Source organism: Mesorhizobium sp. M1143, from assembly GCF_040318435.1.
In the GTDB taxonomy this organism is placed as follows: Bacteria; Pseudomonadota; Alphaproteobacteria; order Rhizobiales; family Rhizobiaceae; genus Mesorhizobium.
Map to the genome: position 1 here is coordinate 21,822 of NZ_JAMYMJ010000043.1, position 23,121 is coordinate 44,942.

General features: G+C 63.3%; 25 protein-coding genes. 17 read left to right on the top strand and 8 right to left on the bottom strand.

The features are described 5' to 3' along the window. The first annotated feature begins 110 nt into the window (after positions 1-110). Complete coding sequence (locus tag NKH35_RS23710; RefSeq protein WP_198020049.1) at positions 111-1,250, top strand: sterol desaturase family protein; 1,140 nt, start codon at positions 111-113, stop codon at positions 1,248-1,250. 80 nt (positions 1,251-1,330) lie between these two features. Beyond that, on the top strand, positions 1,331-2,083 hold the full coding sequence (locus tag NKH35_RS23715) for a Stf0 family sulfotransferase (RefSeq protein WP_023684020.1): 753 nt from the start codon (positions 1,331-1,333) through the stop codon (positions 2,081-2,083). Here NKH35_RS23715 and NKH35_RS23720 read toward each other — a convergent pair whose 3' ends face one another. The 3 genes from NKH35_RS23720 to NKH35_RS23730 all read right to left on the bottom strand — a co-directional run bounded on the left by NKH35_RS23720 (position 2,084) and on the right by NKH35_RS23730 (position 5,754). After that, on the bottom strand, positions 2,084-4,426 hold the full coding sequence (locus NKH35_RS23720; RefSeq protein WP_023684019.1) for a response regulator: 2,343 nt from the start codon (positions 4,424-4,426) through the stop codon (positions 2,084-2,086). An 85-nt stretch (positions 4,427-4,511) separates the two neighbouring features. Next, positions 4,512-4,697 carry a hypothetical protein gene (locus NKH35_RS23725; protein WP_023684018.1) on the bottom strand — a complete coding sequence of 62 codons (186 nt, stop codon included), beginning with the start codon at positions 4,695-4,697 and terminating at the stop codon, positions 4,512-4,514. Positions 4,698-4,734: 37 nt separating this feature from the next. Further along, on the bottom strand, positions 4,735-5,754 hold the full coding sequence (locus tag NKH35_RS23730; RefSeq protein WP_084569953.1) for a LacI family DNA-binding transcriptional regulator: 1,020 nt from the start codon (positions 5,752-5,754) through the stop codon (positions 4,735-4,737). Positions 5,755-5,972: 218 nt separating this feature from the next. Here NKH35_RS23730 and NKH35_RS23735 point away from each other — a divergent pair, with 218 nt between their 5' ends. From NKH35_RS23735 to NKH35_RS23760, 6 genes are all read left to right on the top strand, one after another. Continuing rightward, positions 5,973-6,806: an inositol monophosphatase family protein gene (locus NKH35_RS23735; protein ID WP_050588586.1), complete on the top strand. Its 834-nt coding sequence runs from the start codon at positions 5,973-5,975 to the stop codon at positions 6,804-6,806. Positions 6,807-6,867: 61 nt separating this feature from the next. Beyond that, complete coding sequence (locus NKH35_RS23740) at positions 6,868-7,893, top strand: ABC transporter substrate-binding protein (protein ID WP_023748323.1); 1,026 nt, start codon at positions 6,868-6,870, stop codon at positions 7,891-7,893. A gap of 111 nt (positions 7,894-8,004) precedes the next feature. Then, a complete protein-coding gene (locus NKH35_RS23745) occupies positions 8,005-10,191 on the top strand; it encodes an ABC transporter permease (protein WP_352916627.1) in 2,187 nt (728 codons plus the stop codon). Between the two features lie 14 nt (positions 10,192-10,205). Continuing rightward, positions 10,206-11,306 (top strand): ABC transporter ATP-binding protein, encoded by a 1,101-nt coding sequence (locus NKH35_RS23750; RefSeq protein ID WP_050589925.1) that lies wholly within the window; start codon positions 10,206-10,208, stop codon positions 11,304-11,306. Positions 11,307-11,404: 98 nt separating this feature from the next. Beyond that, positions 11,405-11,878, top strand: a complete 474-nt coding sequence (locus tag NKH35_RS23755) for a carboxymuconolactone decarboxylase family protein (protein WP_352916618.1) — start codon at positions 11,405-11,407, stop codon at positions 11,876-11,878. After that, on the top strand, positions 11,878-12,735 hold the full coding sequence (locus NKH35_RS23760; protein WP_352916620.1) for a sigma-70 family RNA polymerase sigma factor: 858 nt from the start codon (positions 11,878-11,880) through the stop codon (positions 12,733-12,735). Before NKH35_RS23755 ends, NKH35_RS23760 begins: the two co-directional genes overlap by 1 nt. A gap of 114 nt (positions 12,736-12,849) precedes the next feature. On the opposite strand, the gene NKH35_RS23765 is transcribed toward NKH35_RS23760, so the two are convergent. Further along, positions 12,850-13,434 (bottom strand): TetR/AcrR family transcriptional regulator, encoded by a 585-nt coding sequence (locus tag NKH35_RS23765; protein ID WP_023818413.1) that lies wholly within the window; start codon positions 13,432-13,434, stop codon positions 12,850-12,852. 103 nt (positions 13,435-13,537) lie between these two features. Between NKH35_RS23765 and NKH35_RS23770 the strand changes: the two genes are divergently transcribed. Further along, positions 13,538-14,353, top strand: a complete 816-nt coding sequence (locus NKH35_RS23770; RefSeq protein WP_023752892.1) for an oxidoreductase — start codon at positions 13,538-13,540, stop codon at positions 14,351-14,353. Between the two features lie 68 nt (positions 14,354-14,421). Beyond that, complete coding sequence (locus NKH35_RS23775; RefSeq protein WP_023752893.1) at positions 14,422-15,423, top strand: NADP-dependent oxidoreductase; 1,002 nt, start codon at positions 14,422-14,424, stop codon at positions 15,421-15,423. Positions 15,424-15,519: 96 nt separating this feature from the next. Here NKH35_RS23775 and NKH35_RS23780 read toward each other — a convergent pair whose 3' ends face one another. After that, positions 15,520-16,437, bottom strand: coding sequence for a polyprenyl synthetase family protein (locus NKH35_RS23780; RefSeq protein WP_023752894.1), 918 nt, complete (start codon positions 16,435-16,437; stop codon positions 15,520-15,522). Positions 16,438-16,569: 132 nt separating this feature from the next. Here NKH35_RS23780 and NKH35_RS23785 point away from each other — a divergent pair, with 132 nt between their 5' ends. From NKH35_RS23785 to NKH35_RS23800, 4 genes are all read left to right on the top strand, one after another. Next, the gene (locus tag NKH35_RS23785; protein WP_352916629.1) at positions 16,570-17,277 is read left to right on the top strand and encodes a transglycosylase domain-containing protein; all 708 of its coding nucleotides are present in this window, start codon (positions 16,570-16,572) and stop codon (positions 17,275-17,277) included. Between the two features lie 153 nt (positions 17,278-17,430). Further along, positions 17,431-17,613, top strand: coding sequence for a 50S ribosomal protein L32 (gene rpmF, locus NKH35_RS23790; RefSeq protein WP_008834724.1), 183 nt, complete (start codon positions 17,431-17,433; stop codon positions 17,611-17,613). Positions 17,614-17,811: 198 nt separating this feature from the next. Further along, positions 17,812-18,759 (top strand): agmatinase, encoded by a 948-nt coding sequence (locus tag NKH35_RS23795; protein ID WP_352916622.1) that lies wholly within the window; start codon positions 17,812-17,814, stop codon positions 18,757-18,759. A 192-nt stretch (positions 18,760-18,951) separates the two neighbouring features. Continuing rightward, complete coding sequence (locus NKH35_RS23800) at positions 18,952-19,353, top strand: hypothetical protein (protein ID WP_023670154.1); 402 nt, start codon at positions 18,952-18,954, stop codon at positions 19,351-19,353. Between the two features lie 245 nt (positions 19,354-19,598). Here the strand turns inward: NKH35_RS23800 and NKH35_RS23805 are convergent, their stop codons facing one another. The 3 genes from NKH35_RS23805 to NKH35_RS23815 all read right to left on the bottom strand — a co-directional run bounded on the left by NKH35_RS23805 (position 19,599) and on the right by NKH35_RS23815 (position 21,046). Further along, positions 19,599-20,030: a GlcG/HbpS family heme-binding protein gene (locus tag NKH35_RS23805; RefSeq protein ID WP_023670153.1), complete on the bottom strand. Its 432-nt coding sequence runs from the start codon at positions 20,028-20,030 to the stop codon at positions 19,599-19,601. Positions 20,031-20,205: 175 nt separating this feature from the next. Then, the gene (locus tag NKH35_RS23810; protein ID WP_023670152.1) at positions 20,206-20,439 is read right to left on the bottom strand and encodes a hypothetical protein; all 234 of its coding nucleotides are present in this window, start codon (positions 20,437-20,439) and stop codon (positions 20,206-20,208) included. Positions 20,440-20,518: 79 nt separating this feature from the next. Continuing rightward, positions 20,519-21,046: a winged helix-turn-helix transcriptional regulator gene (locus NKH35_RS23815; protein WP_023670151.1), complete on the bottom strand. Its 528-nt coding sequence runs from the start codon at positions 21,044-21,046 to the stop codon at positions 20,519-20,521. Between the two features lie 114 nt (positions 21,047-21,160). On the opposite strand from NKH35_RS23815, the gene NKH35_RS23820 reads away from it, so the two are divergent. The 3 genes from NKH35_RS23820 (at position 21,161) to NKH35_RS23830 (ending at position 23,099) form a co-directional block, all read left to right on the top strand. Continuing rightward, positions 21,161-21,994: an alpha/beta fold hydrolase gene (locus NKH35_RS23820; protein ID WP_352538604.1), complete on the top strand. Its 834-nt coding sequence runs from the start codon at positions 21,161-21,163 to the stop codon at positions 21,992-21,994. Positions 21,995-22,110: 116 nt separating this feature from the next. Beyond that, the gene (locus tag NKH35_RS23825; RefSeq protein WP_023690076.1) at positions 22,111-22,767 is read left to right on the top strand and encodes a glutathione S-transferase family protein; all 657 of its coding nucleotides are present in this window, start codon (positions 22,111-22,113) and stop codon (positions 22,765-22,767) included. A gap of 5 nt (positions 22,768-22,772) precedes the next feature. Further along, positions 22,773-23,099 (top strand): ArsR/SmtB family transcription factor, encoded by a 327-nt coding sequence (locus NKH35_RS23830; protein WP_352916625.1) that lies wholly within the window; start codon positions 22,773-22,775, stop codon positions 23,097-23,099. The last annotated feature ends 22 nt before the right edge of the window (positions 23,100-23,121 follow it).

Consider the following 23,121-nt stretch of genomic DNA (forward strand, 5'->3'; position numbering starts at 1 on the left):
AGTCACCCGTCATGTGCAGGGTCGTGGCGATTAAATATTAATGAGCCCTGCTGTAGCAAAAGAGGTCGATATCTCGACGAGAGCTTTTGCGATCGTCAAAAAGGCGGGGCATGGGGGCGGTGGCAAATTTCCTTAGACGCGTTGTAAGTGAACTTGAAACGCCGCGCGCCAAACGGCCGTTCGGTTCTGGCTGGCTGTCCGGCTCGATTGGCTTGCTTGCCGGGGTCACCGCCCTGCTGATGGTCATCGTGCTGCGCTACCCGTCGCTTACATCGATGCCGGATCTGGCCCCCATCCACCAGATGCTGTTCTTCAAGCCGGTGCTCTATTTCGTCCTCATCTCCGGCTATATCCTGGCGATCCTCAGCATGACGCTGCGCAGGCAAAAGACGCTCGGCGCGGCAGCGATGTTCACTGTGCTGCTGGCGTCGCTGGTCGGCATGCTTCCGGTGCGCCATCAACTGCACATCGAAGGGGTGTTCTTCGGGCTTGATTTCTTCATCCTGAACGCCCTGTTCATGGGTGTGCTGTTCGTTCCGCTCGAACGTCTTTTCGCGCGCAACAAGGATCAGACCGTGTTCCGCGACGAATGGCGCGAGGACCTGTTCTACTATCTGGTCTCATCGCTGCTGGTGCAGATTTTGACCTACCTGACCTTGGCGCCGTCCAACTTCGTCAATGCGCAGGGCGCCCTTGGTTCGGTGCGCGCCTGGGTCCACGACTTGCCGTGGCTGGTGCAACTGCTGGCGGTAATGTTCCTGACCGACCTTGCCCAGTATTGGGTGCATCGGGCCTTTCATCGCATTCCCTGGCTGTGGAAGTTCCATGCCGTGCACCATTCCGCCAAGTCGATGGACTGGATTGCCGGTGCGCGCATGCATTTCCTGGAAATCATCGTGCTGCGCAGCCTGACGGCCACCCCGATGTTCGTGCTGGGGTTCGATGAATCGGCTATCCAGACGTATATATTGATCGTCTACGTCTATTCGTCTTTCATCCATTCCAACATCGGAACCAGTTTCGGTCCAGTCGAAAAGGTGCTGGTGTCGCCGCGTTACCACCACTGGCATCACGGCCTCGAGAAAGAAGCGATCGACGTAAACTTCGCCATCCATTTCCCGCTGCTCGACCGGCTGTTCGGTACCCACCATATGCCCGAAGGGCGCTGGCCGAACGGCTACGGCATTCACGGACATCCCGTTCCGAACGGATACTGGCAGCAATTCCTCTATCCCTTCCGGCGCGGCTAGACTGGAGTCCTTCGCGAAGCGCGCGTGTCACCGCGCCTGGCGAGGTTAGCCCAATCCATGACAAGCGACAGAGCCCCGAGATGCGTGACGGCTACGTAATCTGCGGCACGCCGAGAACCGGAAGCACCTTGCTGTGCGGCCTTCTGGCCTCGACGAAAACAGCCGGCGATCCGCACTCGTTCTACCGGCGGCAGGACAAGGCGGAATGGGCCGAAGAGTGGAAATTGCCGCATCCCGAGACGATGAGCGCGCATGATTTCGACCTCGCCTATCTCGGTGCGGCAATCAGCGCGGGAAGGGGCGGAACGGGCGTCTTCGGCTTGCGCCTGATGCGGGAAAACCTGGATGAACTCTCGGCAATCCTCGACCGGATCTACCCAGACCTGCCATCGGACAAAGCACGCTTTGAAAAGGCCTTCGGGCGGGTCCTCTACATCCATCTTTCGCGCGAAAACAAGCTGGCGCAGGCGGTGTCGCTGATCAAGGCCGAGCAGACCGGGCTTTGGCACATCGCGCCCGACGGAACCGAGATCGAACGAGTCGCACCGCCGCAGGAACCCCGCTACGATTTCAAGCGGATCCAGCGCGAGCTTGCCGAACTCGAAGCCTATGACGCGGGCTGGAACGTCTGGTTCGCGGAGCAGGGGATCGTCCCGCTGCGCATCGGCTATGAGCGCCTGTCAGGCGATCCGGCAGCGGCATTGGCATCCATCTGCAAGGCCCTGGGCGTTCCGGCGCCGAATGCCGCCGACGTAAAGCCGGGCGTCGCCAAGCTCTCGGACGAGATTAGTCTGGACTGGATGCGCCGCTATCGTCTGGACGCGGCGATTTGATCAAGCCCTCTTTACCGCGACCGTTTCGCTGAGCCATGTGCCGATCTTGCTGCCGAGGCGGTCGGGCGACACCGGCTTAGGCAGATAGTCGTCCATTCCGGACTCGATACATTTGTCGCGGTCGCCCTTCAGTGCGTGCGCGGTGACGCCGATGATTGGTGTGTGATTGCCACTCGCTGCCTCCGCCGCCCGGATGGCGCGGGTCGCCTCGTAGCCGTTCATCTCCGGCATGGAGACGTCCATGAGGATCAGCTTCGGCCGCAGCGCCCGGTACATCTCGACGGCCGTGCGGCCATTGCTGGCGATGCGGTAGCTGAGGCCAAGCCCATTGAGGATTTGGCCGAACACCAGCTGGTTCACGTCATTGTCCTCGGCGATCAGAATATCGATCGGGCCGTTTGGCGTGGCGATCGATTCAGGCACTGTGGCCGCCGGAATTGCCGGGCCGCGAATGACGGTGAAGGCGGGTGGCGTCACGGGTGCCGCCTGCGGAACGACAGGCTCGCGAACGAACTGGGCCTTGCCGATCTGGGCCCGCGCTTTCTGGATGGCCGAGATGACGGTGCCGAGCAGGATGGCCGAGCGCGCCGGCTTGGTGAGATGCGCGGCGATGCCGAAATCGATGACCATCTTGCCGAAATCGACCTGGTCGACGGAGGTCAGCAGCACCACCGGGATGGCGGAGAGACGGCTGTCGGCGGAAATCGCCTTGGCGACATCGGCGCCGTTCATGCCGGGCATCTGGTAGTCGAGGATGATGCAGTCGACCGCAGCACCGAGTTGGCTGGCCCGGTCTAGAAAGGCGAGGCCGACGGCGCCGCTTTCGGCGGCCGCGCAGTCGAAGCTCCAGCTTCTGAGCTGCTCCAGCAAGATCTCGCGGTTGACCGGGTTGTCGTCGATGACCAGCACGCGGGCGCCGGTGACATCGACCGGCACGATCTCGTTGCGCGTGTCCTGCTGATGCGCCGGCAGCGGCACGGCGAACCAGAACACCGAGCCGCGGCCGATCTCGCTTTCGACGCCGATCTTGCCGCCCATCAGGTCGATGAGGCGGGCGGCGATGGCAAGGCCGAGGCCGGTGCCTTCATGGCGGCGCGTCGACGAGCCGTCGACCTGCGCGAATTTCTCGAACACGTTCTCGAGCTTCTCGGCAGGAATGCCGATGCCTGTGTCCTCGACGCGGACCTTGAGCTGGACGATGCCGTCGACCACCTCGCCGCCGACATCGATCAGCACATGGCCCTTCTCGGTGAACTTCACCGCATTGCCGAGCAGATTGGTGACGATCTGACGAAACCGTCCGGCATCGCCGACGACATGGGCAGGCAGGCGCGGGTCGACACGCACGATCAGCTCGAGGTTCTTTTCGGCGACGCGCGCCGACACCAGTGTGGCCACGTCCTCGACCGCTTCGGCAAGCCGGAAGGGTGCAGGATCGAGCGTCAGCTGACCGGCATTGATCTTGGAGAAATCGAGGATGTCGTTGATGATGGTGAGCAGCGCATTGCCGGACTTGACGATGACTTCGGTGAAGGTCTTCTGGCGCGCGTTAAGCTCGGTCTTGGCGAGCAGTTCGGCCATGCCCAGCACGCCATTCATCGGCGTGCGGATCTCATGGCTCATATTGGCCAGGAATTCCGATTTGGCGCGGTCGGCCGCTTCGGCCTTGAACAAGGATGCGGCGGATTCGGTGAAGGCGCGGCGGATCGCCTTTTCCATCGGCCGGAAGATCCAGAGGGCAACGATGGCAAGAACCGCGAACAGAAGGCCGCTTGCCCACAACAGCAGCCTGTCGCTGGAGGCGTCGGCCAGATGGCGTTCGCCATCCATGGCGGTACGCACACGCACCAGCATCGGCTGGACGAACAGGTCGTTCTGGTTGAGGATTTCGCGCGAACTCCATTCGTCGGTCTGTTGCGCCGCCGACATCAGGTTGAAGTTGCGCACGATGTCGCGCGACGACCAGAACAGGTCGCCGTTGACGGCGGCCGACGAGAGTTCGTCCAGCGTTTTGGCCGATAGGCTCGGCTTGATCGCGGCCAACTCCGCGGACAGTGTTTCGATCTCGCTGGTCAGGCGTTGCGAATGGCCGCGCGCGGCGGCGGCAAGGCCGTCACGGGTTTCGGTGCGCCAGGTCGTGCTGGCGGTTTCGGCAAAGCTGGAGGCGTTGCGCAGGTCGCGGGTGAAGACGACGAGATTGCTGCTCAGCGCGTCGATGTCGTGGCGGAAGGAATTGACGCGATTGAGCGCAAACATCACCGCGGTGGAAGCCAGCGCAAAGATGAGCAATCCCGAGATGTAGCGGATCCGGATCGAGCGGATGAAGAAAGAATATTCCGGCATGCGCAACCCCAACACATACGCATCATTTTAACGGTCGGGATTACGCTTGATTTACATTAAAATTCCGTTCGCGCCTGGCGGGCCGTCAAGATCCTGGCTGCACGTGCCCGGAGTTGGCGCCATAGAGGGTGGCATCGCATTCGCGCATCATGCGCAGTGCTTCTTCCTCGGTCAGGCCGAACTTGCGCATCATGCTCCGGATTTCGGGGCCTACAGCTATCTCCACCGGTCTTGCCGCCTGGCGGGTCTTCCTGGCCTTTTTCTTGGACATCAGTACGTTTCCCGTCTTGACCGACACATGTTTCGCATCAGCCCTGGCCCGGCCTCACCGTGCTGCGCCAGACCATGGGCGCATGGCAGATCAGGCGGCTGCCAGCCTCCTCCCGCGCGCCGGTCGCGAGCCGCACGGCGCGCCTGGCGATCTCCTCGATCGGCGGCGAGAACGTCGTCAGCCGGTAAGAGGCCCAGTCGGCCTGTTCAATGTCGTCAAAGCCGATGACGCAGAGATCGCGGGGTACGTTGATGCCGAACTCGTGGCGGGCCGCATCGAGAAAGCCGCACGCAATCAGGTCGGTCACGCAGAACGCCGCATCCGGCCGCTGCCGGCCAGAAAAGAGCCGCCTGGCGCCATCGGCTCCGGTGGCATAGCCGGTGCGGCCCTCGCGCCACACGGTCACCTCCAGCCCTTCCTCCTGCGCCGCGGTAAGGAAGGCGGTTTCGCGGGAGAGCAGGCTGGGCGTGCCGGCAGCCGAGGTCACCAAAGCGGGGCGGGTACAGCCGGCCCGGATGAAGGCATGCAGCGCTGCCTCTGCGGCTGCAGCGTTGTCGACACCGATATTGTGCGGGCCGTCGAAGCGGTCATCGCGATTGATCAGCACCAGCCGCTGGCCGTTCTCAAGACAGGTGCGGATCAGCAACTGCGGCGGCGAGCCGGACAGAACGATGCTCGCATCGGCGCGATAGTTCAGCGTGTTGCGCAGCGCCTGGTCGACATGGTGGCTGGGGCCGGAGGTGTTGAACACCATGGCCATTTTGCCGGCGTCCCGCAGATGTTGGGTCAGCGCCTTCTGCAGGCGGGCATGATAGGGCGTGTCGCCATCGGCAACGATGAGGCAGACAATGCCGGTCGAGGCCCGCATCAGGCCGCGAGCCAGATGGTTGACGTGATAGCCGAGTTGCTCGGCCGCCAGCATCACTCGCTCGCGGGTTTCCCCGGAAACGGAAGCGCCGGGCGTGAAGGTACGTGACACCGCCGAACGTGAAACCCCGGCGAGGTCGGCAACCTGCTGGGCGCTGGAAAAACCGGTGCGGATTCTCGGAACCGTCAAGCCAACGCTCTCGCTGCTGTTTTCGTGATTCTTTGCACGCCCGTGCAATGTAATGCAACTCTTCTGCCATTGCCACCCACCGCACTTGACAGGCATGGCCGAATGCAACAGCTTTGCACAGCCGTGCAATACAAGCCGGCTCAAGAGTGGCATCGGAGGAATACCCTGTCCATTTCGCCGAAGACGGCATTGAGGGCGCGATTGTCCGGACCGGCTGCATGAGCAGGGCGGCGGCGCATCCGAAGGCGGACCGGCTGTCCAAGGCCGAGATGGACAGGCGTGCCGAGGTCTGCCGGAAACTGCTTGTCACGGCCGGGCAACTGGCGATGGAAGGCTATGCCCGGCAGGGCGCCGTCCAGCCGGTGGCGATGAAAGGCCCGCAGGATTTTCTCACTGAAACCGACGGTAAGGTCGAGGAGCACATCCGCGCCACGCTGGCAGAGGCTTTTCCGCAGGACGGGTTTTTGGGCGAGGAAGGCGGCGGCATCGGCTCTGCCCGCATGTGGGTCGTCGACCCGATCGACGGCACCGCCAATTTCATGCGCGGTATTCCGCATTTCTGCATTTCGATAGCTTTCGTCGAGGACGGCCGCAGCGAGATCGGCGGCATTGCCAATCCGGCCGTCGGCGAAACGTACTTTGCCCGTCGCGGGCAAGGCGCGACGCGCAATGGCGCGCCGATCCATGTGTCGCCGACGCAAGCGTTCGACCGCGCCTTTGTCGAGTTCGGCTGGTCGCCGAGGATTCCCAATCGCGACTATCTGGACAAGGTGAGCCTTGTCTGGGCACTCGGCGCCAATGTGCGGCGCTCCGGCTCCGGAGCGCTTGGGCTGGCCTATGTGGCCGACGGCCGCTCGGATGCCTATGCCGAGCTGCACATCAATTCGTGGGACTGCCTGGCCGGATTGCTGCTGGTGGAGGAGGCCGGCGGCCGGGTGAACCGGTTCCTCGACGGCGATGGCATGGCGAAGGGCAATCCCGTGCTTGCGGCAGCACCCGGTGTTGCGGCGACATTGTCCCAGGTGATCGGAGTGCCGCTCGACGACGGGTAGATCGTTTCCAGTGAGAAGACAGGGAGGAATATCGATGAAGACATTTGACAGTAAGCAAGGCTTGCGCGCCGCCTGGCTTGGCCTTGGCGCGGCGCTGGCCATGTTCGGATTGGCGAGTGCCGCCCAGGCGGCCGACCGCAGCCTCACAATGTATTGCGCCGTCGACGAGGCCTGGTGCCGGGCGATGGCGACCACCTACCAGAAGGAGACGGGCGTCAGCGTCGACATGACCCGCATGAGCGCCGGCGAAATCTACGCCCGCCTCCGGGCCGAGAAGGACAATCCGCAAGCCGATATCTGGTGGGGCGGCACCGGCGACCCGCATCTGCAGGCGGCGGAAGAGGGCCTCACCCAGGAATACAAGTCGCCGCAACTGGCAAACTTGCGCGACTGGGCGCTGAAGCAGGCCGACAGGTCGAAGAACCGCACGGTCGGCATTTATCTCGGTGCGCTCGGCTACGGCTATAATGAGGAAGATCTGAAGCAGCGCGGGCTGACCGCTCCGGCGTGCTGGGCCGATCTGGTCAAGCCGGAATTCCAGGGCGAGATCGAGATGGCCGACCCGAATTCATCGGGCACGGCCTGGACTATGCTTGCCACCATCGTCCAGCTGATGGGCGAGGACAAGGCATTCGACTATCTCAAGCAGCTCAACAAGAACATCGCCGAATACACCAAGGCAGGGGCCGCGCCGGCGCTCGCCGTCGGCAAGGGCGAGACGCTGATCGGCATCTCCTTCCAGCACGACGTGATCAATGCCGCGAAACAGAACCCTGCCGTGAAGGTGGTGTCGCCTTGCGAAGGCACCGGCTTCGAGATCGGTTCGATGAGCATCGTGACGGGCGCCAAGCATGCCGAAGAGGCGCAGAAATTCTACGACTGGGCGCTGAGCCCGGACGCGCAGAAGCTCGCGGCGCCGAACGGCAGCTTCCAGATCCCGTCGAACACCGCCACGCCGGTGCCGCCCGAGGCGCCGGACCTCTCGAAGATCAAGCTGATCGACTACGATTTCGCCAAATATGGCTCGTCCGCCGAACGCAAGCGGCTGTTGAAGAAGTTCACCGACGAGGTTCGCAATGGCGGCTGAGCGCGTTCTTTTGCGCTCACTCTAGCATCTCTGATCGCCGGCTGCCCTTCGCGGCAGCCGGCGCCCCATCCGTTGGCAACAGAAAGACATTGAATGGCCGCGGCCGGTTCCATGGTCAGTTCCGCTCCTGGACGCAGCGCGCTCCCCTGGGTAATGGCCGCGTGGGCGAGCTTCGTGCTCTTGCCTTGGTACAAGGTCGAAGGCGGCTTCCTTTCGTTCGACTGGCTGGCACAGCCGGCGGATGCGACGCCGGCCATCATGCTGGCGCTCGGTGGCCGGCCCTGGCTGTTGCCGCTTATCCTGCCGCTTCTGCTGGCGAGCTGGCTGGTGGCGCGCAACAACCCCAAGAGCCTGGCGGTTGCAGGCGCGGCGGGCCTGCTGTGGCTGGCCATCGAAGGCTTTTCCATCATCCATTCGGGCTGGGGATTTGGCTTGCTTACCCGGATCGCCGGCACGCCGGGACCGATGCAGCCGGGGCTTGGCTGGGGCGCGGCGCTCTATGCCGTGGCGATGCTGATGTTCATCGCCGAGGCGCTCGCTGCGCGGGGATGGTGCAAGGGCGACCGTTTCGTCGTCGGCTCGCTCTCAATCGTGATTGCTTCGCTGATCCTGTTCGTCGCCTATCCGCTGCTGTCGATCCTCACCTCGGCCATCAAGGACAATGACGGCAATGTCGTGCCGGCGCTGTTCTTCGATAAGATCTTTAGCGCCAATATATGGAGCCTGCGCTGCCTCTATGGCGAGGGCTCCTGCGGCGTGGCGTGGAACACGGTGGCGATCGCAGTCCTCGTCGGCTTTTTCTGCACGGCGCTCGGCCTAGCGCTGGCGCTGATCGCGCTACGCACCAAGCTGCCGGCCAAATGGTTGCTGCGCGGCCTGTCCATCCTGCCGATCATCACGCCGCCCTTCGTCATCGGCCTGGCGCTGATCCTGCTGTTCGGCCGCGCCGGCATCGTCACCAACCTCATGTCGGTGCATCTCGGCATTCCGCGCAGCCGCTGGATCTATGGCATGGCCGGCATCACCATCGCGCAGGTGCTGGCCTTCACGCCGATCGCCTTCCTGGTTTTGGTCGGCGTGCTGCAAGGGGTCAGCCCGAGCATGGAGGAGGCGTCGCAGACCTTGCGCGCCAGCCGCTGGCGGACGTTTCGCGCCGTCACCTGGCCGTTGATCCGGCCGGGCCTGGCCAGCGCCTTCCTGATCTCGTTCATCGAGAGCATGGCCGATTTCGCCAATCCGCTGGTGCTGGGAGGCAATTTCAACGTGCTGTCGACCGATATATTCTTCGCGGTGGTTGGCGCGGCGCACGACCAGGGCCGCGCGGCGGTGCTGGCGATCGTGCTGTTGATGTTCACGCTGGCAGCCTTCGTCATCCAGCGCCGCTGGATCGGCAGCCGCAGCTACGTCACCGTTGCAGGCAAGGGCGATGGCGGCGTACCGGCGACGCTGCCCAAGGCCTTGCGGATCGGCTGCTACGCCACCGTCGTTCCGTGGCTGGTTCTGACCATCGTGGTCTACGGCATCATCCTGGGCGGCGGTTTCGTGCAATCGATCGGGCGCGACAACACGCCGACGCTCCAATATTTCCTCACCGCCTTTTCGATCGAGAAAGGCGTCAATGGCTGGTTTTTCAGCGGCTCGGCCTGGCCGTCGCTGCTGATGACCATCGGCCTGGCGCTGGTGGCGATGCCGTTCACCGCGGCGCTCGGCATCCTGACGGCCTATCTGCTCGACCGGCAGCGTTTCGCCGGGCGTACCATGTTCGAGTTCCTGGCCATGATGAGTTTCGCCATTCCCGGCACGGTGATCGGCGTCAGCTATATCCTTGCCTTCAACGTGCCGCCGGTGCAGTTGACCGGCACCGGGCTGATCATCGTCATCTCCTTCATCTTCCGCAACATGCCGGTGGCGATCCGTGCCGGGCTTGCCAATCTCGGACAGATCGACAAGAGCCTGGACGAGGCATCGCTGACGCTTGGGGCGCGGTCTTTTGCTACCTTGCGGCGGGTGATCCTGCCGATCCTGAAGCCGGCGATCGTGACCGCGATGATCTACAGTTTCGTGCGCGCGGTGACGGCGGTCAGCGCCGTCATCTTCCTGGCGAGCGGCCGGTTCAATCTCGCCACGGTCTACATTGTCGGGCGCGCAGATGTCGGCGAATACGGCATCGCGATTGTCTATTCGGCGGTGATGATCGTTGTCATGATGGTCATCCTCATCGGCATCCAGCTGCTGGTCGGCGAACGCCGGCTCGGCCGGCGCCGTGCGGGTCCGGAAGCCGTCGTGGCGGCAATCTGATGGGGAGAAGCGGCGTGGATCAGACGGCGAAGAATGCTGCCCCGGTTGTCACGGACAGGCCGGCCGTGCGGTTCGAGGGCGTCACCAAGAAATACGGCGCGGTGATCGCCGTCGACAATGTCAGCTTCGACATCGCGCCGGCCAGCCTGGTGACGCTGCTCGGGCCCTCGGGTTGCGGCAAGACGACGACGCTGCGGCTGATCGCCGGACTGGAACAGACCAGCACCGGGCGCATCCTGATCGACGACAAGGACGTCACCTTGCTGTCCGCCGCTGAGCGCGATGTCTCCATGGTGTTCCAGTCCTATGCGCTGTTTCCGCATATGAACGTGATGGAGAATGTTAGCTACGGCCTGCGGGCGATGGGGCTTGGCAAGGCGCAGGCAGCCGAGCGCGCCGCCGAAAAGCTGTCGCTTGTCGGCCTGTCCGGCTACGAGAAGCGCCAGCCGAGCGAATTGTCCGGCGGCCAGCAGCAGCGCGTCGCGGTGGCGCGCGCTATCGTGCTGGAGCCGAAGGTGCTGTTGTTCGACGAGCCGCTGTCCAATCTCGACGCCAAGCTGCGCCGGCGGGTGCGCGACGAAATCCGCGGCCTGCAGCAAGATCTGGCGCTGACCATGGTCTATGTCACGCATGACCAGGAAGAGGCGCTCGCCGTCTCCGACCGCATCATCGTCATGAACGCCGCTCGCGTCGCCCAGGACGGTACGCCGCGCGACCTCTACAACGAGCCGGCCAACCGTTTCATCGCCGACTTCATGGGCGACGCCAATCTGCTCGACGTCGAGGTGCTTTCCAGCAATGCGACCAGTGCAAGGGTCAAGGTCGGACCCTTGCTGCTCGACATGCCGGGTCGCGGTAACGCTCCGGGACCGGCGATGCTCGCTGTGCGCCCGAATGCCGTGCGAATCTTGCCCGGCCAGCCAGCGGGCACCATGAAGGGCCAGGTGGTCAAGAGCTCGTATCTCGGCGACCACATGGAATACCGGATCGCGATCAGCGATCCGGCGGTCGAACTGTTCGCGACATCGCCTGATGTCACACCCGCCGTGGCGGAAGGGACGATGGTCGGGATCGATTTCGATCCGGCGAAGATCGTGCTGATCAAAGACGATTGAACGCGCCGGGAAAGCACCTTCGAAAAAATCCAGCCTGAATGTCACATCGGCCGGACCTGCCTCGTCATGATGTCGTATCCAACACAAGGACTGCAATCATGACCGCCAAGATCGACCTCTTGGCCGCCGCCCCTGCGCTGATCAAGCAGTGGCAGCGTGCATCGACCGAACTCTCCGTTGCCGCCGGGCTCGAGCACAGCCTCAACGAGCTGGTGAAGCTTCGGGCGTCGCAGATCAATGGCTGCGCCAAGTGCATCAACCTGCATGCCACCGAAGCCCGCGAGAATGGCGAGACCGAGCAGCGCATCTATGTGCTGCCGGCCTGGCGCGAGGCGCCCTGCTACAGCGACCGCGAGCGTGCCGCGCTCGGCTGGACCGATGCGCTGACGCGCCTCTCGGAAGGACAGGACCGGGAAAGCGCCTATGATGATCTTAAGTCGCATTTCACCGAGGAGGAGCAGGTGAAGCTCACCGTTTTGATCAACATCATCAATGGCTGGAACCGCATCGCCATTGGCTTCGGGCTCTACACCGACGCAGCAACGATACGCGCCAGCGCCAAGGCGGCCTGATGCCGGCGACGGCACCCGACGACGCGGCAGCGGGCTTCGGCCCGCTGCATCCGAAGCTGATGCGGGTCGCCTATCGCATGCTGGGCTCGGTGAGCGACGCCGAGGATGTCGTGCAGGATGCCTTCATCCGCTGGATGGGGACCGACCGCTCGCAGGTTCGCGAGCCCGAAGCGTTCCTGCGCCGCACGGTGACGCGGCTTTGCCTTGACCAGCTGAAATCCACGCGGCGCCAGCGCGAGACCTATATCGGCCCTTGGCTGCCCGAGCCGATCGTCGAAGAGGACTATCTTGAAGATGTCACCTTGCCGCTGATGTTGGCGCTGGAGTGGCTTTCGCCGCTCGAGCGGGCGGCCTTTCTGCTGCACGATGTGTTCGGGCTGGAATTCGAGGAGGTCGCGACCGCCATCGAGCGCGATTCAGCCGCCTGCCGCCAGCTTGCCGCTCGCGCACGGGGCCATGTCCGCGAGGCGCGGCCCCGCTTCAAGGTGGAGAAGCAGCGTGGCCTGGAGATCGCCGAAGCCTTTTTCGCGGCATCGCGCAGCGGCGACATGCAGGCGCTCGGCGCGCTGCTGACGGAAGATGTCAGCGCTCATGCCGATGGCGGCGGCAAGCGTCCGGCGGCTTTGGCGCCGGTGCTGGGCTTCGACGCCGTCATGAAGCAATACGCGCAAGTCGCGGCCTGGCTGCGCGACAATCGCTCGACGCTGGTGCGCATCGGCTTCGTCAATGGACTGCCGGGGTTCGTCACGCGGGAGGCCGATGGCGAATTGCAGACCACCGCGCTTGACATCGAGGACGGCAAGATCGCGGCCGTCTATGTCATGCGTAATCCCGACAAGCTCAGGCATCTGCACTAGACCTGAGATTGAATCGGGCGAAATAGCGGTTCGGCCTGCCTCCAAAGGCCGGCCTTTCCTGTGTGCGACCCGCATGACGATGTCAGGGGGCCCTTTGCGGTTGCCGCCCCCAACCTAGGATGCCTTCTCGCCGTCACGTGGCTGGATCAGCCTGCGCGCGGCATCTGCTCCTGCCGCAAGGAAGCGATCCGACAATTCGGTCCCTGCCACCGCGCGGGCCAGTTGAAGCGCGCCGATGAGGGTCGCAAAGACGCCCATGGCAACGCCTTCCGGATCCCTGGCCTGCGGAAGCGCTGCAGACAACTGGCGCACCAGAACCAGCAAGCGTTCGGTATAGACTTGTCGCGTTTCGAGCGGCTGACGCGCGAGTTCCGGGAGCAGCGCGGCGTTGGCGCAGCCCGTTCCCGGGTTGTCCCGGTGCGCAGCTGACAGATACGCCGCTATGCCCATCTCCGGACCACCGGCGGCCAATACCTCCTGCAGTTGCTGCACCTGGCTCTCCAGTGCCGCTACAAGGCTTTCACGCACGAGCTCCGCCTTGGACTGGAAATGCGGATAGAAGGCTCCGTTCGTCAGCCCGGCGTCGCCCATAATGGCTGCCAGTCCGGACGCGGCGATGCCGTCACCGCGAAAACGCTGGGCTGCGACCTCGACGATGCGATCGCGGGAGGCGTCCTTTCGGCCCTTTTCGTAGCGCATGGCGGCTCTTCCTTTCTGCTATTGCATTATGAGTGTAATATGATATTACGATCATAATTCAATCAACGGCAAAAAGCTAGCCCTCATGTCTCTGGAGTATCAAATGAATAACCTTTCGGGAAGAACCGCAGTCGTGACCGGAGCCTCTTCGGGCATCGGCCGCGCCAGTGCCGAGGCCTTGGCGCGGGCGGGGTATACCGTCTTCGGGACAAGCCGCAGCAAGGCCGGCAACGGCCCGGCTAAGGTGTCCATGCTGACCTGCGACGTGACCGACGGGGAGTCCGTCAGCGCCCTCGTTGCAACCGTGCTGGCCCAGACCGGTCGTATCGATCTGCTGGTGAACAATGCCGGTGTCGGCCTGCTTGGCGGCGCCGAGGAATCTTCGGTCGCACAGGTGCAGGTTCTGTTCGACGTCAATCTGTTCGGCGTCATGCGCATGACCAATGCGGTGTTGCCGTCGATGCGGCGCCGCGGCCAAGGGCGCATCGTCAACATCGGCTCGATTCTAGGATTGGTGCCCGCGCCATACTCAGCGCACTACTCGGCGGTCAAGCACGCGCTGGAGGGCTATTCGGAATCGCTCGATCATGAGGTTCGCGCCTTCAACATTCGCGTCTCGGTCATCGAGCCGGCATTCGTGCGCACCGTCTTCGACCAGAACGGCATCGAGCCGGATTCCCTGTTGAAGGACTACGATCAGGCGCGCGCCGGTCTCAAGGCGCTGCTTGCCGATGTGATGCCCAAAGCCGATCGGCCGGAAGTGGTGGCGGATGTGGTCGTCAAGGCAGCGACCGACGCCCGTCCGCGACGGCGCTATACCGCAGGGAAGGCAGCGCGCCAGGTCAGCCTGCTGCGCCGCTTCGCCCCCGCGGGGATGTTCGACAAGACCTTGCGCAAGCAGTTCCGCCTGCCGGTCTGAACAACGATGGGACGGAGAATTTCACACACAAACGGCACACCAACGGACACTTCCAGAAAGTCACTGCCATGAAGGCATTCGTTGTCGATAATTATAGCAAGAAAGGCATTTTGCGGCTGGCCGAGATGCCGGAGCCGGAGCTGCTGGACAATGACGTCCTGGTCGAGGTCCATGCCGCCGGGGTGAACCTGCTGGATTCCAAAATCAGGACCGGCGAATTCAAACTCGTCCTTCCCTATCGCCGGCCCTTCATCCTCGGTCACGACGTTGCCGGGAGGGTTGTCAGGGTGGGCTCGAAAGTCCGCAAATTCAAACCCGGCGACGCCGTCTATGCGCGGCCGCCCGACGGCCGGATCGGGACATTCGCCGAATTCATCGCAATCGATGAAGCCGACGTGGCGCTGAAGCCGGCGAACCTCAGCATGGAAGAGGCGGCCTCGATCCCGCTGGTCGGTCTGACCGCCTGGCAGGCTCTCATCGAGAGGGCGGGTCTGAAGACAGGCCAGAAGATCTTCATCCAGGCTGGCTCCGGCGGCGTGGGGACATTCGCCATCCAGTTGGCAAAGCACCTCGGCGCGATCGTTGCGACAACAGCGGGCGCGGCAAGCGCCGATCTGGTCAGGGATCTCGGCGCCGATGTCGTCGTCGACTACAGGAAGGACGACTTCGAGAAAATCCTGTCGGGCTACGACGTCGTCCTGAACAGCCAGGACGCCAAGACGCTTGAGAAATCCCTGACTGTGCTGAAACCGGGTGGGAAGCTCATCTCGATTTCCGGTCCTCCGGATCCCGAATTTGCCAGGAAACAGGGACTGAACGTGGTGCTAAGGCTGCTGCTGCGGCTGCTGAGCCGTGGTATCAGGACCAAAGCCAAGCGCCGGGGCGTGGGATTTTCGTTCCTGTTCATGTCGGCGCAAGGTGAGCAACTGAGCAAAATCACGTCCCTCATCGAAGATGGGGCGATTCGCCCGGTCGTCGACAGGGTCTTTCCTTTTGAAGCGACCAATGAGGCGCTGGCTTACGTCGAAACAGGACGCGCCAAGGGCAAGGTCGTCGTCAAGGTCAGATAGCGCGCCCAGTTGCTTTGGGGCATTTGAGAGACACCAAAGCAAGGCAGCGCAAGGCCGACAAATTCCGAAAACGGTTCGGCATCCGATTGCCCAACCTCAGTTGTTGCGGATTGCCACGAAGCTTGCCGCTGCCTTCAGCAAGGCTGCCTGTTCACCGTAAGGCTCAAGCAATTCATGGGCCTGCTTGACCAGCCCATGGAGCTGGCTGCGCGCCCAGTTCGCGCCATGCAGCGCCACCAGCGTCGCCTTGCCGGCGGCTGCGTCCTTGCCGGTCGCCTTGCCCATCTGGCTGGCATCGGCGGTCAGGTCGAGCAGGTCGTCGGCGAGCTGGAAGGCAAGCCCGACCGCCGAGCCGAATTCGGCCAGCCGGTCGCGGTCCTGCGGTGCGGCGCCGGCAATAATCGCGCCGGCTTCGCAGGCGAAGCGGATCAGCGCGCCGGTTTTCATCGCCTGCAGCCGGATAATGCCGGCTTCGTCCGGCCTGCTGCGCTCGGCTTCGAGATCGAGCGTCTGCCCGCCGACCATGCCCCCAGTGCCGGCCGCGCGCGCCAGCGCCAGCACCAGTGCCGCCCTGCGCTCCGCCGGCAGCGCCGTCGCCTCATCGGCGAGGACATCGAAGGCAAGCGTCAGAAGCGCATCGCCGGCAAGGATGGCGGTGGCTTCACCGAAGGCCTTGTGCACGGTCGGCTGGCCGCGGCGCAGATCGTCGTCGTCCATGGCAGGCAGATCGTCATGGATCAGCGAATAGCAATGCACGCATTCGATGGCCGCCGCCACGCGCATCGCCGCCTCGCCATCGGCGCCAAAAAGGGCGGCACTTTCCATGACCAGGAAGGGGCGCAGCCGCTTGCCGCCGTTCAGCACGCCATGGCGCATGGCCGCCATCAGACGCTCCGGCCGGGCGATCTCGCCGGCAAGCGTGCGGCCGTCGAGCAGCAGCCTGAGCCCGGCCTCGATCGCCGCCGCCCGCCCCAGAAGTGCGGCCTCAAAGGCCAATTGCTCGTCTTTCGTCATGGCCGGGAGCGGTAGCCGACACTCAGACGTTGCGCAAGAAGCCTCGCGCCATTATGCCGGAGGCGGGAGAGTGGCGCGGGTGGGGGCGGCTTGACGGAACCGATCGTCGATCATGAAACCGAAGGGTTTGAGATGGCGCGACCAAGGCGCGTGAACCGCGCCGGTCTGAAGCGCCTGGCACGGCGCGGCCTGGTCGTCGCCGTCGTGCTGGCGGCGATACCCATTGGGCTGACCTTCCTCTATCTGCCGTCCTTCGTGCATCCGATATCGACCTTGATGGTCAAAGACCTCGCGACCTTCTCCGGTTACGACCGGCGTTGGGTGTCGATCGACGATGTGTCGCCGGTGCTGGCCAATTCGGTGATCATGTCGGAGGACGGTCAGTTCTGCTTCCATCGCGGCATCGATCTCGGCGAATTGCGCGGCGTCGTCGACGATGCGCTGGCCGGCGTGGCGACGCGCGGCGCCTCGACCATCACCATGCAGACGGTGAAGAACCTTTTCCTGTGGTCGCGGCCGCTGGGCTCGGTGCGCAAGGTGGTCGAACTGCCGCTGGCCGTCTATTTCGATGCGGTGATGTCGAAACGGCGGATCATGGAAATCTATCTCAACATCGCCGAATGGGGGCCGGGCATTTACGGCATCGAGGCGGCGGCGCAGCATCATTTCGGCGTTTCGGCCAAGCAGCTGTCGCGGCGGCAGGCGGCATTGCTCGCCGTCTCGTTGCCCAATCCGATCGCCCGCAATCCGGCCAAGCCCGGTCCGGATCTGCGGCGCCTGGCGTCGCTGATCGAACGCCGCGCCGGCCGTTCGGGCGCGTATGTCGGTTGTCTTGATTAGGTCGAACCGCTGCCGGCTCAAAAAAAATCGCCACGGTGCTGGCCAAAACGGCGCAGGGCGTGTATAGGCACCCGACTTTCTCAGATTATGGCCCTGACGCGGCCCTTTCACGAGGGCTATCGGGGCATTTTGACCATGTAGTGGAGCATATCCATGGCCGTTCCGAAACGAAAAACCTCTCCGTCCAAGCGCGGCATGCGCCGCTCGGCCGACGCTCTCAAGGCCCCGACCTATGTCGAGGACAAGAATTCCGGCGAAATGCGCCGCCCGCACCATATCGACCTGAAGACCGGCATGTATCGCGGTCGCCAGGTGCTGACGCCCAAGGAAAGCTGAGACCAGCTTTCGAAGGGTTTGATGCCAAAAGAACCGGCCATTGGCCGGTTTTTTTGCGTTTGGTGCGCGCCGCGCCGCCAACTATGCCAAAGACCGGGCGTCCGTGGCGATACAAGCTGCGGCGGCGGTGCTGTATTGAGTCCGCATGCCTTGTCGCGGCGCTTCCGCGCGATGATCGACCGGCTTCAGAGGGACCGCATGACCAAGCTCACCACAGCACCCCGCGATATCTTCCAGACCTTCATGAACTTCCCGCTGGTCGAGGACCTCGATGCGCTGAAGGCGGATGTCGCCATCATCGGCATGCCTTACGGCAGTCCCTACACGATCGACGAGCTGGTCAACGACCAGACCAACGCGCCGACCGCGGTGCGGCGCGCCTCGCAGCGCATCAGCCTCGGGCTCGACCGCTATGATTTCGACATTGGCGGAACCCTGTTCGACGGGCAGGACGTCAAGGTGGTCGATGTCGGCGATGTCCCCGGCGATGCCGCCGGCGGCCACTACAGGTTGGCCGAAGCGGCGATCCGAAAGATCCGCGTCGCCGGCGCCTTGCCGATCACCATTGGCGGCGATCACGGCGTTCCGATCCCGATCCTGCGGGCGCTTGACGGCGAAGGGCCGATCACCCTGGTTCAGATCGATGCCCATCTCGACTGGCGCGACAATGTCAACGGGGTCAGGGAAGGCTATTCCAGCCCCATCCGCCGCGCTTCGGAGATGGCGCATATAGCCGGGATTTTCCAGCTCGGCATCCGCAGCCAGGGCAGCGCCCGGCTCGAGGAGGTCGAGGCGGCCCGCGCCTACGGCTCCAACATCGTCACCGCCAATGAATGGCAGGATATCGGTACGGCGGCGCTGCTCAAGGGCATCCCGGACCGTGGCCGCTATTACCTGACCATCGATGCCGACGGTCTCGATCCCGCTGTCATGCCGGCGGTCGAAGGGCCGGCGCCTGGCGGCATCAGCTACCGGCAGACGATCGAACTGATCAAGGGGCTGTTCGCCAAGGGACGTGTCGTCGGCATCGACATCGTCGAGATCGCGCCGGCGCGCGACGTCAACGAGATCACCTCGATGACCGCCGGCCTTTTCATCCTCAACGCTATCGGCGCCGCCGTGCGGACAGGCCAGTTCAAGCGCTGAATCCGGCGTGTCGGTGGTCAGCCGGGGCAACTGTGGCTGACAGGGTTGTTTCGCGCGGTCTTTTTCCGTGTTTGCGGGCGCTAGCGAAAAATCTTGACGGCGTGCCTGCGGGGCATTCTACAGAAGGTGCCCCCATTGTTTAGGCAATTCCTTGGGAAACCGCTTTCCTGGAATTGCTAGAGGAGACGCCTGATGTTCGGTGCCATCCCGCTGCTGATCGTGCCCTTCGTGGCCTACAATCTCGGACTCCTCGGAATATTCGGCAGCGGCGACGATCCGTGGGCGACCGAGATCTTCTCGTTCAGCATGATGTCGGGCGGGGTGTTCTCGATGACGCTCGGCGACCTGATGGTGGTGATCGGGCTGATCTTCCTGTTCCTCGAAATGGTGAAGTCGGTGCGCACCACGAACGCCTCGATCATGGACCATCTGTTGTCGACGCTGGTCTTCGTGGCGTTCCTGGTCGAGTTCCTGCTGGTGAAGGGCGCGGCGCACTCCGTCTTCTTCACGCTGATGGTGATCGCCCTGTTCGATGTGCTGGCCGGGTTTTCGGTGTCGATGCGGTCGGCGAGTAGAGACATAAATTTGAACTAGCCGCCTTCGTTGGATGGTCGCAACCGTTCGCGATTGGCGTGGCTGCTCTTTCTGGTCCTCCTGGGGCGAAGCAAGGAGCGAAGCGACGCGGCGCAGACCTTGGGATCCATTCCGTGAAGCTAAGGCGTTGCAATGGTTCAGAATTCTGCTCCGCCTACACTTGCGGCAAAGGTCGCGGCATGGATCCCAGGGTCTTCGCGACGGAGTTTCGCTCCTGCTTCGCCCTGGGATGACGAAGCTCCCCCTCAGCCCGGATCGGCGGTGAAGCCCGCCGCTTCGATGCCAGCGATGGCGGCGGCTTCGTCATTGTCCGACGTATCTCCCGAAATTCCGACGGCGCCGATGACGGGGCCTGCCTTGTCGCGGATCAGCACGCCGCCGACGACCGGCAACACGCGTCCACCCGAGACGTCGGAAATGCCGGCGACGAGATGCGGCCGCTCCTTGGCGAAAGCCTCGACACGGCGCGAGCCCATGCCGATGGCCAGCGCCCCATAGGCCTTGCCGGCCGACATTTGCGGGCGCAGGAACGAGGCGCCGTCCTGACGCTGGAAGGCGACGAGATGCGCGCCGGCATCCAGCACGGAAACGCCGAGCGGTTTGAGCTTCATCTCGGCGCCCTTGGCGAAGGCGGCGTCGATGATGTGCTTGGCTTTTTCGAGGGTCAGTGCGGTCATGGCTGTCTCCTGATCAAAACGCGTCAATCATCGACCTGACATGCGGGATGCGAAATCCCGGTTGCGGTTGAAATTGCTTCGCGCGGGAAAGCGGAAATGGCGGGCATTGCTGATCGTGGCACATGGCGGATACGATCCGCCGGCATCCAGATGGCGCGTCGATGAAGAGACCGAGTTATTTTTTCTTGGCTCGGGCCGCTTTCTTGACCGGAGCGGCGGGGGCGTTGGCGAGGTCTTCCGCTTCCTTGGCAAGGCGCAATGCCCGGAGCTTGTTGGTCTTGGCCTGGCGGGCGTCGGCCTCGGCGACATACTCCGCCATCGCCTTTTGCCGCACCGTGGCTGCCTCTTCCTGCTTCTTGAAACGCATATCCGCCCGGGCGCGGGCAGTATCCTTAGAGTTCTCGACCAAGAGCGTTATCCAATCCCGTAAATTATGTTTTTCAGCCCCTTGATAGCAGAGCCGGCCTGATAATGGGGAAATAAGTTGGTCAAGCGGCCGGGGCCTCGATGCCGCTCGACGCCTTGCGGGCTACCACCGCCTCATATCCGGCCTGCAATGTAGCGCGGACGGAAGGCTGCGCGGGTGTGGCGACAGGCGTGCCCAGATGGTCGTGGCGCAACTCGTCCATGAACTGCTCCCACATTGGCGGTCCGCCTTTCTCCAGCAGCTCGGCGCGGATCGAAAGCTCCTCGCTCACCGGCAGCCAGACGCGGCCCCAAGCGCCGAGATGCGCCATGATCGGCACCAGCGTGATGGCCATCTCGGTCAGGCTGTAGATCGCCTTCTGCTTGTGCGAGGGGTCGTCGGCCTTGGTCAGCATGCCGAGTTCCATCAGCCGCTTCAGCCGGTCGGCCAGGATATTGGAAGCGATGCCCTCGATCGAGCCGTTGAGCAGTTCGCGAAAGTGGCGTTTGCCGCCAAAAATCATGTCGCGCAGGATGATCAGGCTCCAGCGATCGCCGAACACTTCCAGCGACAGATTGATAGGGCATCCCGAGCGGTGTTCGGTTTTCATCCGACTCTCCTCAAAAACCAGTTGCATTATCGTATCAGTTTTATTATCGTGCAACCGATTGCAAAACGCAATCAGTTTGGTTGGCCTTTGATTGGCCGATGCGAGGAGAGTCCCATGACACGGGCCGCAGCACCCGAAATCGTCTCCCAGACGTTTGGGGATCCCGGCCATCCAACCGTTCTGCTGATCATGGGCGCCATGGCCTCGATGCTGTGGGGGCCGGAGGCGCTCTGCAAAAAACTCGCCAGCGAGGGCCGTTTCGTGATCCGCTACGACAATCGCGATACCGGCCTGTCGACCAAATATGCGCCGGGCGAGCCGCCGTATACCTTCGACGACATGGCGGACGATGCGGTGCGCGTCCTCGACGGTTGCGGCATCGGCAAGGCGCATGTGGTCGGGATGTCGATGGGCGGCATGATCGCGCAACGACTGGTGTTGAAACATCCCTCGCGTGTCATCACACTGACGGTGATCAGCAGTTCGCCGGTGGGGATCGATACATCGCACCTGCCGGGGACGACCGAGGCCTATATGGAGCACTCGGCCGATGGCGCCAAGGTCGATTGGTCGGACCGCGACCAGGTGATCGGCTTCGTCGTCAAGGATGCGCGTGCGATCGCCAGCACCGCGCATCCCTTTGACGAGAAGGCGATGCGGGCGTTCGTCCAACAGGACTACGACCGATCCGGCGGCTTTCTGAGCGCGACCAACCATTTCATGCTGAAGGGCGGCGAGGATCTGAAAGGACGCCTGCGCGAGATCAAAGTTCCGCTGCTCGTCATTCACGGGACATCGGATCCGATCTTTCCGGTCGAGCATGGCGCAGCCCTTGCCGACGCTGTTGCCGGCGGGCGGCTTGTCCGCGTCGAAGGCGGTGGCCACGAACTGCATCCCGACGACTGGGGCACGATCATCGACGCCATCGTGGCGCATACCAAACCCTGAAGGCAGTCTGGAACCTTGACACATTCGCCTCATGGAAATAGTTAAGTAAGCGCTTCAGTGTTGGCGCTGGCTGGCACCGCTCCAGCACCGACGAACCGCAAACAGACGAGCAAAAAATGTCCCTGACGTTCCATTTCCATCCGCTGGCATCGTTCTGCTGGAAACCGCTGATAGCGTTTTACGAGAACGACACGCCCTTCACGCCGGTTATCGTCGACCTCGGCGACGAGCAGTCGCGGGCAGCATTCCTGAAGGTGTCGCCGACCGGCAAGATGCCGGCGCTGCGTGACGATGCACGCAATCGCACGGTGCTGGAATCGACCATCGTCATCGAATATCTGGCCGCGCATTATCCCGGGCCGGTCGAGCTCATCCCGGCCGAGGCCGACCTTGCTCTCCAGGTCCGCCAGGCCGACCGTTTCTACGATTTCTACGTGCAGGCGCCGATGCAGAAGATCGTCGGCGACAGGTTGCGCCCGCAGGACAAGACCGATCCGTTCGGGGTCGATGAGGCGCGCGCGCAACTGCGCAACGCCTATGCGATCATCGAGGAGGAGATGCGCTCGAAACTCTGGGCGGCCGGGCCTACCTTCACCATGGCCGACTGCGCGGCCTCGCCGGCGCTGTTCTACGCCAACAAGGTCGAGCCATTCGGCGACAGCTATCCGGCCGTGAAACACTACCACGACCGCCTGCTCAAGCGGCCGTCCTTCGCCCGGGTGGTCGAGGAGGCGCAGCCCTACTTCAAGTTCTTTCCCTACAATAACGGCTGATCGCGATGCTGCACGATCCCGCCCAGCTCGACCTGATGTTCCAGGCGCTCGCAGACCCGGCCAGGCGCAGCATGGTCGAACGGCTGTCGCGTGGGCCGGCCTCGGTCAGCCAGTTGGCCGAACCGCTGGCGATGTCGCTGTCGGCCGTCGTCCAGCATCTCAACGTGCTCGAAGCAAGCGGGCTGGTGCGCTCGGAAAAGCTCGGCCGCGTGCGCACCTGCCAGATCGCGACGCAGGCGCTGCGCAGCGCAGAACACTGGATCAACGAACGGCGGCTGACATGGGAGCGTCGGCTCGACCGGCTCGGCGATTTTCTCGCCGGGACCGAATGACCTGAAGCAGAGGAGAAATGAC